Source organism: Leclercia sp. EC_58, assembly GCF_019584355.1.
Classification (GTDB): Bacteria; Pseudomonadota; Gammaproteobacteria; order Enterobacterales; family Enterobacteriaceae; genus Enterobacter.
Genome location: NZ_VDAM01000001.1, coordinates 4,048,363 through 4,067,518 on the forward strand (window position 1 = coordinate 4,048,363; position 19,156 = coordinate 4,067,518).

Sequence of the window (19,156 nt, forward strand, 5' to 3'; positions counted from 1 at the left end):
AAACCACCTCGTTATGAATGCGTAATATTAAGCGCTTTGCGCAAAATAAACGGGCATACAATCAAAAATGCATACTCTGGGCTAAATATTGACCCGGTAAAAAACAGCGATACTGGCGTAAAGAGATAAAGCTGTACGCGAAAATTCTGATTATCACCAAAGGCGCTGATCATCATTTTGAAAACTTTAAACAGATACCACGCCGTTAATAATACTGCGAACCATGAAAAATAAATAATCAGCAGATACAAACCATTGTCTATTGTTTTCCCGACGTCCGCACCGTTAAAGATTCCGAATGATGCGACATATTCATAAAGTGAGCCAAATCTGACTACACCGTCAATATGGGTTAAAGAGTACCCCACCATCACCAGCGGACCGATAATACGGTAATAAGAGGATGATCCTTCGGTGCCCAAATCACCCAGACGTTCGGAAATATACGGGAAGGCAAATACCACCCCGACTAAAAAGACGGACAATGAAATGATCGCTAAAGGTAACTTTTTCTTGATCGCCTCTTTATTCAGATACTGGAACGCCCACTCCAGAAGGTAAAACAGAATAAACGTCATCACCCCGGAGAACGATCCTGACAGAACAATTCCTGCAAGAATCATAGCATCGCTCTTAGGCGTTTTGATACCAAACTGTTTGATGCTGAGCCAAATTGAGATTAACGCCAGAGCGAAGAATGCCGGTTCAAAATAGAGCGCTGTGGTACGCTTGCCGCCAAATTTAATGAAATTCAGTACATAGCTATTACTGTAAATAAGATATTTCGAAATTATTTCCATCAGGCTACTGCCGCCGGTCAGAATAATTTGCGCCATCTCCAGTGCGGCGAGGGTGACAATGATTCCAATGACCAGATAAAAGAACCTGAGGATCCTCCGATAATTGTGCGGCGAGACCGTTTTAAAGCGAATACTCCACACCATGCCGATAATGATGACGATATAGACAAACAGCATGGTGGAAGTAACGTATTTACTGGCATCCAGCGACTGACCAAAAATGTAGTTGAAGGCCGTCAGCCCCGCCCCCAGCCCCAGCGCTATCATCAGCTTTTTCACGCTGATTTTGTCGACAAACAGCAACAGCAGCAGCGGTAAAAAGGTTACGATGGTAATGGGGAAGCTCTCACCCAGCTGGGCAATTTTGACGTTGACCAGCAGGTAGATGAGCGGCAGCAGCAGATAGCTACAGATTCTGATAGAACGAGACATACTCCTCCAGCATCTGTTGTCCACTGTAGGCCTGGCGGCTGCGGGTGCGGAATGCCTCAAGGGAGGTGCCAAATACCGCCTGGGCGATATCCGCTTTCGCTAACTGCACCAGAGGCAGCACTTCCTCTTCGCTGAAGGTTTTGCCCCCCGATTTTTCCAGCACTTCCCGCGCGGCGTCGCTGTGGGTGGCGATCACCGGCACCCCGATGGAGAGCGCTTCGCACAGGATCAGCGGATAGTTATCCACCCGGGAGCTGAACACCAGCGCATCCATCCCGTTTAGGGCGCTCATCAGTTTGCGTTTGTCGGTTTCGAAGCCGTGGTTCACCACGTTCGGCCCTTCAAACGGCGAGAATTTGCCGAAGGTGTGCAGCTCGATCTTGTCGCCGAGCGCCATTATGTTGCGCACCAGCTGCTGGTTGGTTTTGCCGTCGTAGCGCAGATCGTGAGCGACCACGGCAATTTTCGGCTTGCCGGCGGTAACGGCGACCGGGGTCAACTCTGCCAGAATGGCCTCTGTCGCCACGTCGATACCGTTGTTGATGATCCGGCAGCGCCCTGCTCCGTACAGGCTGTTAAAGGCATCGGCCACATGCTGGCTGGGAGAGATGAACTGACAGCCGAGCGCCAGCATGTCACGGAACAGCTGACGCTTGCCATCCACCAGCTTATGGGCGCGATCCACCTTCACCGGCGGATAGTTGCTGAGTGTCGGGCATTTCTGGCAGTTCGTTTTCCACCCTTCGCAGCCGTCGGTAAAGGCACAGCGGCCAGTGACGCTCCAGTGATCGTGCAGGGTCCAGACGAACGTGGTGTCGGGTTTGTGCGCCTGCACCTTCTGGCAAAACGCCACGACTTCTTCCAGTTTCAGCCAGTAGCTGTGCAGAACGTGAAAATGGAGCACTACCGGGCCCGGGGTGCGGGTCACGGTGCGATACAGGCTGTTGAGGTTGCCGAACAGATCGCGGTTAAACAGACGGAACAGGGCAATATTGGCCACTGAGGTCAGGCGCGGGGTGTGTTTCACCACCTGCGGATAGCGATCGTGGCTGACGCTTTTCTTGCCGCCCTTGCCGTAACCGTAGATAAAGCGCGACTGAAGTCCTTTTTGCAGCGCGCGCTGATGCAGATCCAGCGCCACCCCTGCCGCCCCGCCTTCGGCGAGACGAACGTTAAATTGCAGAATGTTCATTTGATCACCTTCACGCGGGCCTTCTCGCCCACCACCAGCGCGTTGTCGGGGATGCTATCCAGCACTACGCTTCCCGCCCCCACGGTGACGTTATTACCAACGGTGATATCACCGATCATCACCACGTTGGCGCCCAGCTCAACGTTATTGCCGATGACCGGACAGGCCAGGCTGTCCGGGCCGCGGTTACCGAGGGTCACACCGTGACGGATGGTAAAATCATCCCCGGCGACCACGAATTTATTGATCACCACGGCATAGCCGTGGTGAATGGTGAAGCGGCGGCCGATGGTGGCCGCGGCCTGGATTTCGTAGCCGAAGATGCACTCGGTGATGAGGCGGTAAAGCACCAGAACCGGCGCCGCCCACAGATTGTTGAGGACGTTTTTTTTGCGCCACACCGAGCAAAAATGGGCCACCCGGTAGGCCAGCACCATGCAGCAGGGGCGCAGGCTCCAGCTGTTTGCGCGACAATCTTCCAGCACCATTATTTCCCCCGCAGCCCGTCGGCCAGACGCTTACCGTTACGGACCGAAATCAGCGTCAACAGGGTGCGCCAGTTCATCCGCTTATTGCGGATCTGATACAGCGTAAAGAGCTGATACTTGCGGCTGGCGCGGTCGAACTTGTCCCGGTGCTTGCGGTAGAAGTGGAAGTAGCCGGAGAATTTTTTCGGCGACGAGGTGATCTGCATTTCACCATGATTGATGTGCAGGATCTGGGTGGCTTCTTCTACCTTCCACGGCTCGCCATACTCCACCACCATCCGCAGGAAGATGTCGTAATCCTGGGCGGCGGCAAGGGACGTATCGAACAGGCACTCCTTAAAGCGCCACGCCCAGGTAAAGACCTGATTGCCGATGATGTTGCGCTTGTAGAATAGCTGGCGGGAGTACGGCGATTTTGGGTACAACGGCAGGCTGGCGGGTTGAGAGTAGACCTCCCCCTCGCAAACGTAGTCGTTGGCGTACAAAAAGGCGTGGGTAACCAGGTGGTGCTGATGCGCCAGGAAGGTAGACAGCCGGTTTGGCGTCCACTCGTCGTCATCGTCAATACCGGTCAAATACTGCCCGGATGCCTGCAGAATAGCCTGATTGCGGACCGCGCAGGCGCCGGAGTTAATAGGGTTATGGGTGTAGATCACCCGCGGGTCGTCCAGGTCAGCGACAAACTTCTGGAGCTGCTCGTACGAGGAGGAGCAGTCATCAACGATGATCAATTCCCAGTGGTCATAATCCTGGCGCAATACCGATTTTATCGCACGGATCGCCAGCTGCTGACGGTTCCATGTCGGCATATAAATGGAAATCAAAGGACGTGGTGTCATGGTGTTCCCCGAATGGCTCATTACTTGCTGTCCGACTTATATTCGTACTCGTAATACCCGTAATCCTGATACCCGGTGGCGCGGCGGAAGATGGAGTTGAGGATCACCCCTTTCACCGGAATGCCGTTCTGCTCGAAGCGGCTGAGGCTGGTTTCCACCTCTTTCAAGGTATTCACCGCGTAGCGCGCTACCATCAGCGTGGTGCCCGCATGGCGACCGACAATTGCCGCATCCGTTACTGCGAGGATTGGCGGGGTGTCGATCAGCACCAGGTCATAGTTTTCACTGGCCCACTTCACCAGCTGGGTAAAGCGTTCGCTCATCAACAGTTCCGACGGGTTCGGCGGCACCTGTCCGCGCGTAACCAGGTCAAAGTTAGGGATGGAGGTCGGCTTCGCGCACTGGCTGATATCGCCCTTGCCCAGCAGAATGTCCGACAGACCGTTAACGTTGTTTGTGCCCAGCAGCTCGTGGGTATAGCCCTTACGCATATCGCAGTCGATCAGCAGCACGCGCTTGTTGGTCTGGCTGACTACCGCCGCCAGGTTGGCGCAGACAAAGGTTTTACCAATAGACGGGCTGACCCCGGTGAGCATCAGTACGTTGTTGCTGGCCTGCATCATGGCGAAGTGCAGACTGGTGCGCAGACTGCGGATAGCTTCGATAGCCAGATCCGTTGGGTTACCGACTGCCAGCAGTTGGCTCTGTTTGTAGCGTTTGACGCCATTGGTGGTTTTGACGCTGTCGCGCGACTTCTGCCACTCCGACAGCGGGATGCTGGCGTAGACGTTGATGCCGTGCTCCTCCAGCACCTGCGGGCTTTCGATCCCACGGTTAAACAGGGAGCGCAGCAGCACGCCGACGATGGAGAGCATCAGACCGAGAATAATGCTGCCGAGAATAATCAGCGCCTTCTTCGGCTTCAGCACGCCCGGCTGGGTGATGGCCGGGTCGACAATACGCACATCGCCAACGGTGCTCGCCTCGGTGATCTTCAGCTCCTGCTGTTTGTTCAGCAGCTGCATATAGACCTGCTGGCCAGACTCCACGTCGCGGGTCAGACGCAGGATCTCCTGCTGAGTTTTTGGCATCGCGGTGACGCGGTTATTGAGCTTGGCTTTCTCCTCTTCCAGCGTCTGGCGTTTTTCCAGCAGCGTACGGTAGGCCGGATGGCGTTTGGTGTAGAGTTTGGAAATTTCCGCCTCTTTAAAGGTCAGCTCGTTGAGCTGGGCGTCGATATTGACCATCGAATCCAGCACCGACTTCGCTTCGAGCGGCAGGTCGACGGAGTCTTTATCCTGACGGAAAGCGTTGAGCTTGTTCTCGGCCTGATCCAGATGGGCGCGCACTTCCGGGAGCTGTTTTGCGAGGAAGTCGAGGCTTTTTGACGCCTCTTCCGACTTACGCTTCACGTTCTGCGCCTGGTAATTGCGGGTAATGCTGTTGAGAATGTCGCGGATCTTGTCCTTATCCTCGCCGGTAAAGGTCAGTCTCAGCACCCCGGTATCCTTTCCGGTTTCGGTGACCGACAGGTTGCCCTGCAGGTTATTGATCATCCCGAGCATTGAGAATTTGCTGACGGTGAACTCGCTGCCGCTCTGGGCATGGATGTCGCTGACCATCATGCTCACGCCATCTTTATTCAGCATCTCCCCCACCTTGCCGCGGGCGCTAAACCCGGCGTCGCTGGTAAGCTGATACTGGTCTTTCCCCAGCACCTCGAGGGTAAACTCCTGGCTGGCGCCCCCGGCAGGAAGCTGGAAGGTGGTCACTTTAACCGTGTCATTCTGACGGCCCATCAACCGGTCCCAGCCCGCACCAAACACCGGGAAGGTGTTTTTAGTAACGCCGATATCGAGGTCCAGATCGTCCACGGTTTTTCCCAGCACAAGGCGGGACTGGATCAGCTCAATTTCCGCCTGCGAGGCGGGCGGCTTGTTTGCCAGCGCCGATCCAATGTCCTGCACCAGGGAATTGCCGGTGTTTTGCTCTATTTGTACCAGCGCGTCGGCGCTGTAGATCGGAGTGGCAAAAAAGGTGTAAATCACCGCCGCAACGGCAAAGAGCGCGGTGATGCCAATCACCCACCAGCGCGCCTCGACCACGGTCCCGATCAGACGACCAATATCAATTTCATCACTGCCCGCGCTCGGGGCGGCAGAAGGTTTTACGTTTGCTGTCATTATTATCCCTGCTGAACGTTCAGTGCCTCTGCCCACTGGCGGGCAGACTGGTCGAGTAAGGTGTAAACCGCCTCAAACGCTTCATGGCTTTTGCGGTACGGGTCGGGGATCTCACGCTCGTTGTCCCAGTGACCAAACAGCATCACTTTGCCGCGCATCTCCGGTGCGATATCGCACAGGGCATGAATGTGGCGTTTTTCCATCGCGAGGATCAGGTCGTAGTCACGGCACAGGCCGGCCGTCACCTGACGGGCACAATGCCCGTCGAGTGAAAGCTGATGCTCCGCCGCAACCTGACTTGCACGCTCATCGGCCCCTTTGCCCACCAGCGCACCCAACCCGGCTGACGCCACGGTGAGCTGCGGTTGGTACTGCTTAAGTAGCCGCTCAGCGGTAGGGGAACGGCAGATATTCCCCACACAAACCACCAGAATTTTGTTAAACATCGTTATCACCAGTTGTGGTACTGATGTACCGTGTCGGTCATAGTATGGATATTGTTGATGGTCGGCATCAGCTGGTTCATCACACGGTTCCAGCGCGTTATCGGCGCGGTGGTGACATAGACCACGTCATACGGCTGGAGGCGGAAGCCGGTCGCCATCACCAGTGAGGTGGCATCAGACATATCCAGCTGGTAAACGTTGGCAATCTTGCCGTTCGCATTGTTTCCTGTAATCGGACGGATCACGAAGATACCGCTGGCATCGGAGGTGCTCATATCCAGCCCTTCCGCGTTGCCCAGCGCTTCGGTCAGGGTCATACCGCTCAGGTCCATCTTGAGGGTGCTCTGTTTCTTCACTTCACCCATCACGAACACTTTCAGGTCGTCATTGCGCGGCACAAACAGGATGTCGCCCGGATAGAGCAGACGGTTCTGGCTCAGATCGCCGTTCTGCATCAGCGCCTGCAGGGAGATACGCTCCTCTTTGCCTTTATGGGTCAGCACCACATTGCGCCAGTCGGCGCCATCAGTAAGCCCGCCCGCGGAGTTGATGGCGTCAAGCACCGTCAGCGGCACGTTGGTGATCGGCTGTTGGCCGGATTTATTCACCTGGCCGGAGACATAGACTTTCTGCGAACGGAATGCGGCGATATTAACGTCCACCTGCGGGTCAGCGATGTACTGCGCTAAACGGCCGGTAATATCACTACGGATTTGTGCGAGCGTTTTGCCCGCCACGCGAAGTTTGCCGACATAGGGATAGAACATGGTGCCATCCGCCTGAACCCAGTTGCCGGTATCGCTGGAGCTACGATACTGCCCCGCCGGGGTGGTCAGCTCCGGGTGATCCCAGACGGTGACGTTAATCACGTCCCCGGGCCCGACGCGGTACTGGTAGTTGGCGATCTCCTGGTCGAGATCGACATTCGGCCGTGCGACAATCGGGCGAGGGCGTAATTGTTCAACCAGCTGCGGGGTCATGGGATAAACGTTAACCATGCGGTTGATGTCAAAATCAGCATCCTGCTGTTTAATCACATCCTTACCGGAAGTTGAGATATTGCTGCCGGGGAAGATCGTACAACCACTCATCAAGGTCACAGAGACCAATAATGGCATCAATTTCATTTTGGATTTCATCATTGATTATTTATCACTATGGCAGAGTAATTATCCTGTGCATTTAAATAAGTGCGAAGGCGTATTACTTTTAGCATGCAGTCAATAAAAGAGAAATATAACTGGCATCAGTCCTAAAAGAAGCTTATTCGCTCTCAGGCTATTGACAGAATAATCGAGGCTGATTAACACGCTTTCAGGCACGCTACCGCCCTTGGCTTTCAGTTACCAATCTACTGTTTAAACAGCTAGTTAGGGGCAAGCACCCTCTTTGACAGGGTTTAATGAGAAAATATAACGGGCAGGATTAATCCGAACACGATATACATTTTTCAGGTCATTAAACCGACACAGAAATAGCACCAAAAACGACCGCTATTTGATGCTGAAAGAATTGTTGCAGCTATCCGAAAAGCAGGCAAGGAATCATCAACGAAGGCGTGGCTTTTAAGAATAATATTAACGGTCGCATTTCCGTATTTTTAGGAATAGCTTTATATTGACATTATTAAATAACGCCAGAGAACCTGCGATATTTCTTATTTTAATTTATTCGGAATTATTCCGATATTAACGTACAGAATGCAGGGTTTATTACCAGCCAGATAAGGAAAATCTATGCAGATAAATGCCAGGCTGGCATTGCATTTTTCTGGCGCAGTATCCATGATCGAAATGTGACAATTGTCATATAACGAAAGGTATTACTCTCACTATGGAATGGATAGCAGATCCATCAATATGGGCCGGTCTGGTCACCCTGGTGGTGCTGGAACTTGTGCTCGGTATCGATAACCTGGTCTTTATCGCCATTCTCGCCGAAAAACTGCCCCCTGCTCAGCGCGACCGCGCCCGCATCACCGGTCTGTTAATGGCGATGGTCATGCGCCTGCTGCTGTTGGCCTCTATCTCCTGGCTGGTGACCCTCACCCGCCCGCTGTTTACCGTCCACGGCTTTGGCTTCAGCGCCCGCGATCTGATCATGCTGTTTGGTGGTTTTTTCCTGATCTTCAAAGCCACTGTCGAACTCAACGAAAGGCTGGAAGGCAAGGACAGCGAGAACCCCACCCAGCGCCGCGGGGCGAAGTTCTGGGCGGTGGTGGCGCAAATCGTAGTGCTGGACGCCGTCTTCTCGCTGGATTCCGTCATCACCGCCGTGGGGATGGTCGATCATCTGCCCGTTATGATGGCCGCCGTCATTATTGCCATTGCACTGATGGTGATGGCCAGCAAGGCGCTGACGCGCTTTGTTAACGACCACCCGACCATTGTCATTCTCTGCCTGAGTTTCCTGCTGATGATCGGCTTCAGCCTCGTGGCGGACGGTTTTGGTTTCCATATTCCGAAAGGGTATCTCTACGCCGCAATCGGCTTCTCGGTGATTATCGAGGCGCTGAACCAGCTGGCGATCTTCAACCGCCGCCGTTTCCTCTCTGCCAATCAGACGCTGCGCCAGCGCACCGCGGATACGGTTATCCGTCTGCTGAGCGGCAAAAAAGAGGATGCTGAACTGGATGCCCAGTCCGCCTCGCTGCTTGCCGACCATGACAACAGCCCGATCTTCGCCCCTCAGGAGCGGCGGATGATTGAGCGGGTGCTCCACCTGAACCAGCGCTCCGTCAGCAGCATCATGACCTCGCGCCATGATATTGAGCACATCGACCTTAATGCCCCGGAGGCGACCATCCGTGCGCTGCTGGATAAAAACCAGCACACCCGCATTGTGGTCACCGGTAGCGACCGGGAAGAGGAGCTGCTGGGTGTGGTTCACGTGATTGACCTGCTCAATCAGCAACTGCGTGGCGAGCCGTTAAACCTGAGGGTGCTGATCCGCCAGCCGCTGGTCTTCCCGGAAGTGCTGCCGCTGCTGCAGGCCCTGGAGCAGTTCCGTAACGCGCGCACCCACTTTGCTTTTGTGGTGGATGAGTTTGGTTCCGTGGAGGGGATTGTTACCCTCAGCGACGTGATGGAGACCATCGCGGGTAACCTGCCGAACGAAGTGGAAGAGATTGACGCCCGGCATGATATCCAGAAAAACGCCGACGGCAGCTGGACCGCCAACGGCCATATGCCGCTGGAAGATCTGGTGCAGTATGTGCCGCTGCCGCTGGACGATAAGCGCGAATATCACACCATCGCCGGGCTGCTGATGGAGAACCTGCAGCGGATACCCCAGCCGGGCGAAGAGGTGCAGGTGGGTGATTACGCGCTGAAAACGCTGGAGGTGGAGAACCACCGGGTGCAGAAGGTGCAGCTGATCCCGCTGATCACGGAGGATGATGTGGATTACGAGGTGTGATGCGGTTCCCCTCACCCTCTCGGGTGAGGGGAGATAGCGCTACTGAAGCTTTTCCAGCAACTTCTTCACATCTTTCCCGTTCTTTGAATCTTTATTCTTCTCCGCCCAGTCGCTCAGACGACGTTTCGCTTCATCCTGGAGATGCTTACGCAGCAGCTGGTCCACCTGCAGGCTGTAGTTCAGTGCCTGCCATTTGCCGTATACGTTCAGCGGGATCGGCGTCGTTTTCAGGAAATCGACCAGCTTGCCTTCGCCAAGCCAGCCCTCCAGCACGCGAACTTTGAAGCGGGTGTCGGCGGTCTCCTTAATCAGATCCAGCGTGCCGTTGCCTTCGAGCATCAACATTGGTGATTCGCCCTGCATCCCCTCCAGCGTCACCTGCCCCTTATCCAGGGCCAGATCGGTGACAAAGCTGTCCAGACGGGTCGCATTGTCAAAGTTGTCTTTGACCTTCACGTTACTGCTGCGCTCTACCGCCTGCTGCACCAGCTGCTGGAAGTTAAGCCCTTCCATGCGGGTATTGTGCATTTCCAGATGCGCCTTACCCTGCCAGTTGTGGCGGAAGGCTTCCGCGTCAATCTTGCTGCCGGAGAAATCCCCGACCAGGTTCAGGCTACCGGTCAGCGCAATCGGATAATTAAAAGCCTTCAGGATGGTGCCGATCTCAATGTTATCAAGACGCGGCTGGAAGGTGGTCTGGGCGGTGGCTTTACGCACGTCGAGCGTGCCGGGCAAGGAGAGCTGCCCTTCCCCCAATTTACCGCTCAGTTCCGCAATGGTCAGAAGCCCGTTCTTGTTGCTCATCTGGCTGCTGACCTGAGTGAAGTCCATCCCACGCCAGCGAATGCTGTTGGCTTTGAGCTGGATATCGGCACTGAAGCCGCGCAGACCGTTGTAATCGGGCTGGTCCAGACTGGAGGCGATGACCGGGCGCTGGGATCTGGCCTGATTTTGCCCCTGCTGTACCGCCTGGTTATTTGCCGCTGCGGTCGCCTGCGCCGGGAGCAGATTTTCCAGATTGAGCCTGTCGAACTGCAGGTTCATGTTCCACTGCGGGTCGGTTCCCAGGATCACGCTGGCCTGCCCGGTAAGGGCGCTGTCATTGGCCTGCAGATTGAGCTGGTTAAGCGCGAGTTGTTTCTGCTCCTCGCGCCACTGAACCTGCAGCGTGCCCTGCCCGCTGATGCCCTGCGCCGGCAGATCGACGCCGGTCAGTTGCCAGGTGAGCTGCTGAATGTCGGCGCTCAGCAGATGCGGATAGTCAGAAGCGTTGACGTTAGCGCTAAACGCGAGGTTCAGATCGCGCTGATTGCGGTTCACGCGGGCGCTAAAATCGATTTTGCCTTTGTGATGTTCATCCTGCTCCATCTGCAGGTTGAGATTGCGAACCGTGACCTGCTCATCACCCTCGTGCTGGAACACCAGCACGCTGTCAGCCACCTTCAGACGGCCAATGTCAAATGACCAGCCCGCATCTTCCGCTTTATCGGGAAGGGTATTTTCCCGCGGTGCCACCGGGGCATCGGCATTACGAACCGCTTCGGTCTGCGGGGTCAGCTGGATCACCGCCCCTTTAAGCATCACCTGGTTGACCTGTAGCTGATGCGACAGCAACGGCATTAACGCCACGTCAAGGCGCATATTGTCGGCAGTCACCAGAGGCTCGGTGGCCCCTGGCGCGGTGAGCGACATGCGCCCGGACAGGATGCTAAGCTGCGGCCAGACGTGCCAGCGCAGCGGGCCATCCAGCTTCAGGACATAGCCGCTGCGCGCCTCCACCTGACGCACCATATAGGCGCGAAAGTCATTGGGATTGACCAGCAGAACCAACGCTGACAGGCCTGCAATCAGCACCACCAGCAAAATCATCAGCGTTGTCAGAACTCTTCTCATGGCTTCCTCAATGGACCGGATTTAAGCTCAATCTTTATCAATACGACTGGCGACAGCACCCTGCTGATCGCGATATTTAGCATCCTGGCGGCGGTTGTACGGACGTGCCGCCGGGCCGGTTAACGGCTCGAAACTCAACGCGCCAATCATCATGCCCGGACGCAGCGCCAGGGGCAGTTTACCGGCGTTGAAGAACTCCAGCACGATACGCCCTGACCAGCCCGGATCGATACGGTGCGCGGTCACGTGTACCATCAGCCCCAGACGCGCCAGCGACGAACGCCCGTCGAGCCAGCCGACCAGATCCGCAGGCAGGGTGATAGATTCAAAGGTGACAGCCAGCGCCAGTTCACCCGGATGTAAATAGAACGCGTCGCCGTCGTCCAGCACGATTTCGTCGCTCATCACCCGATCGAGTGCGGCGCTGACTTCATCTTTCGGCCCGCTGAGGTCGATAAAGGGCGCGGTATGGCCGCTAAAGGTACGAAACTTATTACCCAGACGGACATCGACAGTCACGCCGTTAATGCGCTCGACCGGCGGGCGTGGGGTAATGCTCAGACGTCCTTCGTCCAGCCAGGCTTCAATATCTCGATCACAAAGACGCATCACTTTCTCCTTTCGTGCAGCGCGCCCTCAGGCCACCAGAGCCGGAGGGCGAGCCCGGTTATCTTTGAACGGTACACAATTCGCGCGTGTTATTCAAAAAACTGGCTGATTTTCGCTTTCAGAATATCAATAGCGATGCGGTTTTTACCTCCGCGCGGAACGATGATATCGGCGTACTGTTTGGACGGTTCAATAAACTGCAGGAACATTGGGCGAACCGTTTTCTGGTATTGCGCCATCACCGAATCCATGGAGCGGCCGCGTTCGTTCACGTCGCGTTTGATACGGCGCATCAGGCAGATATCGAGCGGTGTGTCGACAAAAATCGAGAAGTTCATGGATTCGCGCAGACGGGCGTCGGTGAGCAGCAGGATCCCTTCGAGGATAATGACCTTTTTCGGCGCAATGCGCACCGTTTCCTGCAGACGGGTGTGTTCAACATAGCTATAGACGGGCAGCTCAATGGCGGTGCCGTTCTTCAGGGCCTGAAGATGCTGGAATAACAAGCTGTGATCCATCGCGCTGGGATGGTCATAGTTGGTCTTGACACGCTCTTCCATCGACAGATGGCTTTGATCTTTGTAATAGCTGTCTTCTGGAATAACGCCGATGTGCTCATCACCGACCTGTTCACGTAATTCACGGTAAAGCGTACTGGCAATGAGACTTTTACCTGAAGCCGATGCGCCGGCGATGCCTATAATGACGCACTGATGAGACTTATCAGTCATAAATTTTGCGACCTGAGTAACCTGGATGTAAGGAAGGACGACGCCTGAGCGTCAAACGCGGCAATTATAGGGATTTCATCGGCCTGATACCAGCCGAATAGAAATGTTATGCGAGACGCGTTCAAAGACAGTGCAGATTATTCCTGATACAAATTTTTTCGGCTACTTTTCCAGCGCCAAAGATGAATTTTTTGCAGGATAAGTATTTAATAATGCTGTGATGTCAATTTATGAGCGCATACCATATAAATTGTAAATTGTTTGTACTAGCATGAAGAAAATTAAAAAATGAACTCGTCCGGAGCAGACTCCTGGCGGCATGGCGTCTTCGGATAAAGCGGTAATGAATAAAAAATACCAGCGCGTTTTGGTCACTACGCCACATCCTTTACTACGGCTTGTCAGTCTTGGACTGGTTACCTTTATATTCACACTTTTCTCGCTCGAATTAACGCGTTTCGGCACTTTTTTGGCGCCTTTATGGTTCCCGACCTCTATTATCATGGTGGCGTTCTACCGCCATGCCGGAAAGATGTGGCCCGGCATCGCCCTCGCCTGTAGCGTCGGTAATATCTTCGCCACCTGGCTTATCTTCTCCTGGGATGCCATCAACCTGTGGTACACGGGCATCAACATTGTAGAGGCATTTGTCGGCGCGTTATTGCTGCGCAAACTGCTCCCCGGCTACAACCCTTTGCAGAATCTCGGGGACTGGATCCGTCTGGCGATCGGCAGCGCGCTGATCCCGCCCCTGCTGGGTGGCGTGCTGGTCTGGCTGCTGGTCCCGAGCGACGAGCCGCTGCGCAGTTTTATGGTCTGGGTGCTGTCAGAATCTGTCGGCGCGCTGGCGCTGGTGCCATTAGGGCTGCTGTTTAAGCCGCACTATCTGCTGCGCCATCGCAACCCCCGCCTGCTGTTTGAAACCCTGCTGACCATGGTGGTGACGCTGCTGCTCAGCTGGATCGCCCTGCATTTTTTGCCCTGGCCCTTTACGGCCATCATTGTCCTGCTGATGTGGAGCGCCGTGCGTCTGCCGCGTCTTGAAGCCTTCCTGGTCTTCCTGGTGACGGTAATGATGGTGTCGTTGATGATTGCCAAAAATCCGGTCCCGCTGACCACGCAAAATGTTGGTGCGATGACTAACGCTCCGTGGCTGCCCTTCCTGATGATGCTGCTCCCCGCCAACGTAATGACCATGGTGATGTATGCGTTTCGCGCCGAGCGTAAGCACATTACCGAAAGCGAAGAGCGTTTTCGCAACGCGATGGAGTATTCCGTTATCGGTATGGCGCTGGTCAGCACCGACGGACAGTGGTTGCAGGCGAACAAAGCGCTGTGCCAGTTCCTCGGTTACTCCCAGGCCGAGCTACGTTCCCTTAGCTTCCAGCAACTCACCTGGCCGGAAGATTTAGAGAGCGATCTGGAGCAACTGGACCAACTGCTGCAAGGCAAAATCAACAGCTACTCGCTGGAAAAGCGCTACTACACCCGCAGCGGCGAGGTGGTCTGGGCGCTGCTGGCGGTCTCCCTGGTGCGTCACGCCGATGGTACCCCGCTCTACTTTATTGCCCAGGTCGAAGATATTAACGACCTCAAGCATACCGAATGGGTGAATAAGCGCCTGATGGAGCGTATTACGCTTGCCAACGAGGCTGGCGGGATTGGCATCTGGGAGTGGGATGTCAAACCCAACGTCATCAGCTGGGATAAGCGCATGTTCGAGCTATATGAAGTGCCTCCCCACGTTAAGCCCACCTGGCAGCTCTGGCATGAGTGCATGCTGCCGGAAGATCGTGCCATGGCGGAACAGGTGGTACGGGATTCGCTGGCGGCTCGCGTTCCATTCAAGCTGGAGTTCCGTATCCGGGTGAAAGACGGTATCCGGCACATTCGCGCTCTGGCGAACCGGGTGCTGAATAAACAGGGCGAAGTGGAACGCCTGCTTGGTATCAATATGGATATGACCGAAGTCAAAGAGCTGAACGAGGCGCTGTTCCAGGAAAAAGAGCGTCTGCATATTACTCTCGACTCCATCGGCGAAGCGGTGCTCTGTACCGACGTGAATATGAACGTCACCTTTATGAACCCGGTCGCGGAGAAGATGAGCGGCTGGCTGCAGGAAGAGGCTTTGTCCCAGCCGATCCTCTCGGTCCTGCATATCACCTTCGGCGATAACGGCCCGCTGATGGAGAACATCCATAGCGGAGATATGTCCCGCAGCGACATCGAACAGGATGTGGTGCTGCACAGCCGCAACGGCGGCAGCTACGATATTCACTACAGCATTACCCCGCTAAGCACCCTCGACGGGCAGAACATCGGCTCGGTGCTGGTTATCCAGGACGTTACCGAATCGCGCAAAATGCTGCGCGAGCTGAGCTATAACGCCTCTCATGATGCCCTCACCCACCTGGCGAACCGCGTCAGTTTTGAGGCTTCCCTTAAGCGGATGCTGCACACCGTGCAGGAGACGCGCCAGCGTCATGCGCTGGTGTTTATCGATCTGGACCGCTTTAAAGCGGTCAACGACACCGCAGGCCACGCGGCAGGGGATGCGCTGCTGCGGGAGCTCTCCTCCCTGATGCTGAGCATGCTGCGTTCCACCGATATGCTGGCCCGTCTGGGCGGGGATGAGTTTGGCCTGCTGCTGCCGGACTGCAACACGGAAAGCGCGCGCTATATTGCCGGTCGCATCATCGACGCCATTAACGGCTATCACTTTATGTGGGAGGGCCGCCTGCACCGCATCGGCGCCAGCGCCGGGATCACCCAGATCGACGAGCGCAATAACCAGGCCTCAGAGGTGATGTCGCAGGCCGATATCGCCTGCTACTCGTCAAAAAACAGTGGCCGTGGCGTGGTGACGGTGTATGAACCGCAGCAGGAGCGAATGCTGAACGCGCCGGGTGCTATCTCGCTGGACGAGCAGTGGCATATGATCAAAGACAATCATCTGCTGATGATCGCCCGCAGCGTCGCCTCGCCGCGCACCCCTGAAAGCAGTACCTTCTGGATGCTTGCCCTGCGCCTGTGGACCAACGACGGCGAGATGCTCGAAGAGCAGGCTTTCCGGGCGGGGCTGGCGGAGCCGGAGTTAATCCATGCCCTGGACAGACGTATTTTGCAGGAGTTTTTCCGCAACTTCGCCACCCCATTGACCAACAAAGGCACCGGGGTCGCCCTGCAGCTCTCCATGGCCGGTCTTGCCAGCGCCACGCTGGTGGATGAACTGCTGGAGATGCTGCACGCCTGTCCGCTGCAGACGCGCCTGCTACATCTGATCGTTAACGTCAGCGTCCTGACGCAGGAGGATGACAATACCCACCACAATCTGCAGAAGCTGCGTGAAGCCGGATGCCGTATCATCCTGAGCCATGTGGGCCGCGATATGGAGGTGTTCAACCACCTGAGCGCGCAGATGGCCGATTATCTGCTCCTCGACCCCGAGCTGGTGGCGAACGTTCACGGAAATCTGATGGATGAGATGCTGGTGACCATTATCCAGGGCCACGCCCAGCGGCTGGGCATCAAAACAATCGCCGGGCCGAGCAACCAACCGATTATGATGGATACCCTCTCCGGCATTGGCATCGACTATATCTACGGCAATACCATTGGCGAGCCGCAGCCGCTGGAGCTGCTACTGAATACCAGCTACTTCGGCATCAACTGACGGCGTCCAGCCGTCGGTGTACCAGATATGCAGCAGGGCGTACGAGCGCCACGGCTGCCAGCGTTCCGCATAGCGGCGGATTTGCGCCGGCGTCATCCCGGCGAAGCGCTGCTTAATCAGATAATCATCCGCCAGAAAGACATCTTTTGCCTGCCAGCCGCGCAGGGCAAAGTAGTTCGCCGTCCAGCGGCCAATTCCGGGCCGGGTCTGTAGCGCTTTAATCGCGCTTTCAATATCGGCCGGGGCCTCTGTCGGGAAATCCCCCGCCATGACCGACCGGGCCAGATGGATCAGCGACTCTGCGCGTTTCAGCGGCATGCCCAGCGCTTTCAGCGCCAGTGGATCGGTTTGTGCTACCGCGGCAGGCGTCGGGAAACAGCGATAGCCCGGCGCCCCCGGCAGGGGTTCACCACAGAGCGCCACCAGCTTCGCGGTGAGCTTCGCGGCCATCGCCACGCTGACCAGTTGGCCGAGGATGGCGCGCACGCCCTGCTCCCAGGTATCCATGGATCCCGGCAGGCGCAGGCCAGGCCGCGCGGCGCCGAGCGAGCCCAGCGCCTGGGCGATCTGCTGCGGATCGCAGTGCAGATCGAACAGGCGGGTGACGCGCGCCAGGCAGAGATCGGCCACCGGCAACAGCCCGTCGCTAAGTACCACCTCCAGCGTGCCCCCGGGCTGCGGGGTGACGTGGATTAGCCCCCGGTGTCCCTGGCAGGCAAAGCTGCGGGTATAGTCGGTGGGGGTCACGATTTCAATCCCGGCGACCGCACGATCGCCAAGAAATTTCAACATCCATTGCCAGTCATAAGGCGGCTGCCAGGTGAGGGTAAACATCGTCGCTCCTTTTTTTATTCTGTCACAGCATAAACGGAGATCGCCACCTGCGCCTTGCTTTCATATTCCAGTTGTCGCCAGCCTGACATTTCGCTAAAGTCTCGCCCCTTCTCAATGGCATGGGGACGCTGACGTGTTTATCGGATTTGACTATGGCACCGCCAACTGTTCAGTTGCGGTGATGCAAAACGGGCAGCCGCAGCTGCTGAAAATGGAAAACAACAGCACGCTGCTGCCGTCGATGCTCTGCGCGCCGACCCGCGAGGCGGTGAGCGAGTGGCTGTACCGCCACCATCAGGTTCCGGCTACCGGCACGGAAACCCAGGCGCTGCTGCGTCGGGCGGTGAGCTTTAACCGCGAAGAAGATATCGACGTCACCCCGGCCAGCGTACAGTTTGGCCTCTCTTCCCTGGGTCACTACATTGAGGATCCGGAAGAGGTCTACTTCGTGAAGTCGCCGAAATCCTTCCTCGGTGCCAGCGGCCTGAAGCCGCAGCAGGTAGCGCTGTTTGAAGATCTGGTCTGCGCCATGATGCTGCATATTCGCCAGCAGGCCCAGACGCAGCTGACGGATACGATCACCCAGGCGGTGATTGGTCGGCCGATTAACTTCCAGGGGCTGGGGGGCGATGAAGCGAACCAGCAGGCGCAGGGGATCCTGGAACGCGCTGCGCAGCGTGCCGGGTTCCGCGACGTGGTGTTCCAGTATGAGCCGGTTGCCGCCGGTCTCGATTTTGAAGCGACCCTGAACAGTGAAAAACGGGTACTAGTCGTGGATATCGGCGGCGGGACCACCGACTGTTCGCTGCTGCTGATGGGCCCGCAGTGGCACCAGCGCCAGGATCGCGAGAGCAGCCTGCTGGGGCACAGCGGCTGCCGTATCGGCGGTAACGACCTGGACATCGCCCTGGCCTTTAAGAGCCTGATGCCGCTGCTCGGCATGGGCGGGCAGACCGAAAAAGGCACCGCCCTGCCGATCCTGCCGTGGTGGAACGCCGTGGCGATTAACGATGTGCCAGCGCAAAGCGATTTCTACAGCGTCGCCAATGGCCGTTTTCTTAACGATCTGATCCGCGACGCTCAGGATGGTGACAAAGTGGCGCTGTTGCATAAAGTGTGGCGTCAGCGTCTGAGCTACCGGGTGGTACGTAGCGCCGAAGAGAGCAAAATTGCCCTCTCCGAGGCCGCAGAACACGCCGTAACGCTGCCGTTCATCAGTGATGAGCTGGCGACAGCCATCAGCCAGCAGGGGCTGGAGGCGGCGCTGGCGCAGCCGTTACAGCGCATCCTCGAGCAGGTGCAGCTGGCGCTGGATAACGGCAACGAAAAGCCGGACGTGATCTATCTCACCGGCGGCAGTGCCCGTTCACCGCTGATCAAAAAAGCGCTGGCGCAGCAGCTGCCGGGTATCCCGATTGCCGGGGGCGATGATTTCGGCTCCGTCACCGCCGGGCTGGCGCGCTGGGCGCAGGTGGTCTTCAGCTAGGGTGGGAATGCCGGGCGGCGCTTCGCTTGCCCGGCCTACAATACCTTCCGCAGGGAGAGAATGTCGTTTGTGTAGGCCGGGTAAGGCGCAGCCGCCACCCGGCACGCAGACCGCACCGGCCTTGCCCCGCGCC

The 19,156-nt window shown here is 56.5% G+C and carries 14 protein-coding genes; 3 read left to right on the top strand and 11 right to left on the bottom strand.

Going from position 1 to position 19,156, the window contains the following annotated elements; translation table 11 throughout:
- Positions 1-11: 11 nt before the first annotated feature.
- From wcaD to FHC51_RS19875, 7 genes are read right to left on the bottom strand one after another with little or no spacing between them, the layout of a single operon-like run.
- Entirely contained in the window at positions 12-1,232 is a 1,221-nt protein-coding gene (gene wcaD, locus FHC51_RS19845; protein WP_220436738.1) for a colanic acid polymerase WcaD, read from the bottom strand.
- Entirely contained in the window at positions 1,207-2,424 is a 1,218-nt protein-coding gene (gene wcaC / locus FHC51_RS19850; RefSeq protein ID WP_103825078.1) for a colanic acid biosynthesis glycosyltransferase WcaC, read from the bottom strand. The genes wcaD and wcaC overlap by 26 nt, the downstream gene beginning before the upstream one ends.
- Complete coding sequence (wcaB, locus tag FHC51_RS19855; RefSeq protein ID WP_103181109.1) at positions 2,421-2,909, bottom strand: colanic acid biosynthesis acetyltransferase WcaB; 489 nt, start codon at positions 2,907-2,909, stop codon at positions 2,421-2,423. The genes wcaC and wcaB overlap by 4 nt, the downstream gene beginning before the upstream one ends.
- Positions 2,910-2,911: 2 nt before the next feature.
- Positions 2,912-3,751: a colanic acid biosynthesis glycosyltransferase WcaA gene (gene wcaA / locus FHC51_RS19860; protein ID WP_103825101.1), complete on the bottom strand. Its 840-nt coding sequence runs from the start codon at positions 3,749-3,751 to the stop codon at positions 2,912-2,914.
- Between the two features lie 20 nt (positions 3,752-3,771).
- Positions 3,772-5,934, bottom strand: coding sequence for a tyrosine-protein kinase Wzc (wzc, locus tag FHC51_RS19865; protein WP_114386131.1), 2,163 nt, complete (start codon positions 5,932-5,934; stop codon positions 3,772-3,774).
- Positions 5,935-5,936: 2 nt separating this feature from the next.
- The gene (wzb, locus tag FHC51_RS19870; RefSeq protein WP_220436419.1) at positions 5,937-6,380 is read right to left on the bottom strand and encodes a low molecular weight protein-tyrosine-phosphatase Wzb; all 444 of its coding nucleotides are present in this window, start codon (positions 6,378-6,380) and stop codon (positions 5,937-5,939) included.
- A 5-nt stretch (positions 6,381-6,385) separates the two neighbouring features.
- Entirely contained in the window at positions 6,386-7,522 is a 1,137-nt protein-coding gene (locus FHC51_RS19875; protein ID WP_103825076.1) for a polysaccharide export protein, read from the bottom strand.
- Positions 7,523-8,213: 691 nt separating this feature from the next.
- Here FHC51_RS19875 and FHC51_RS19880 point away from each other — a divergent pair.
- The gene (locus FHC51_RS19880; protein ID WP_103825075.1) at positions 8,214-9,797 is read left to right on the top strand and encodes a TerC family protein; all 1,584 of its coding nucleotides are present in this window, start codon (positions 8,214-8,216) and stop codon (positions 9,795-9,797) included.
- Positions 9,798-9,836: 39 nt separating this feature from the next.
- Here the strand turns inward: FHC51_RS19880 and asmA are convergent, their stop codons facing one another.
- The 3 genes from asmA to udk all read right to left on the bottom strand — a co-directional run bounded on the left by asmA (position 9,837) and on the right by udk (position 13,030).
- Entirely contained in the window at positions 9,837-11,690 is a 1,854-nt protein-coding gene (asmA, locus tag FHC51_RS19885; protein ID WP_220436420.1) for an outer membrane assembly protein AsmA, read from the bottom strand.
- A gap of 27 nt (positions 11,691-11,717) precedes the next feature.
- A complete protein-coding gene (gene dcd / locus FHC51_RS19890; protein WP_103825073.1) occupies positions 11,718-12,299 on the bottom strand; it encodes a dCTP deaminase in 582 nt (193 codons plus the stop codon).
- 89 nt (positions 12,300-12,388) lie between these two features.
- Positions 12,389-13,030, bottom strand: coding sequence for a uridine kinase (gene udk / locus FHC51_RS19895; RefSeq protein WP_032612454.1), 642 nt, complete (start codon positions 13,028-13,030; stop codon positions 12,389-12,391).
- 343 nt (positions 13,031-13,373) lie between these two features.
- Here udk and FHC51_RS19900 point away from each other — a divergent pair, with 343 nt between their 5' ends.
- Positions 13,374-16,703, top strand: a complete 3,330-nt coding sequence (locus tag FHC51_RS19900) for a diguanylate cyclase (RefSeq protein WP_220436739.1) — start codon at positions 13,374-13,376, stop codon at positions 16,701-16,703.
- Here FHC51_RS19900 and alkA read toward each other — a convergent pair.
- Positions 16,671-17,537 (bottom strand): DNA-3-methyladenine glycosylase 2, encoded by an 867-nt coding sequence (gene alkA / locus FHC51_RS19905; RefSeq protein WP_220436421.1) that lies wholly within the window; start codon positions 17,535-17,537, stop codon positions 16,671-16,673. The two genes, FHC51_RS19900 and alkA, sit on opposite strands and share 33 nt — an antisense overlap.
- A gap of 133 nt (positions 17,538-17,670) precedes the next feature.
- On the opposite strand from alkA, the gene yegD reads away from it, so the two are divergent.
- Complete coding sequence (gene yegD, locus FHC51_RS19910) at positions 17,671-19,023, top strand: molecular chaperone (RefSeq protein ID WP_114314498.1); 1,353 nt, start codon at positions 17,671-17,673, stop codon at positions 19,021-19,023.
- The last annotated feature ends 133 nt before the right edge of the window (positions 19,024-19,156 follow it).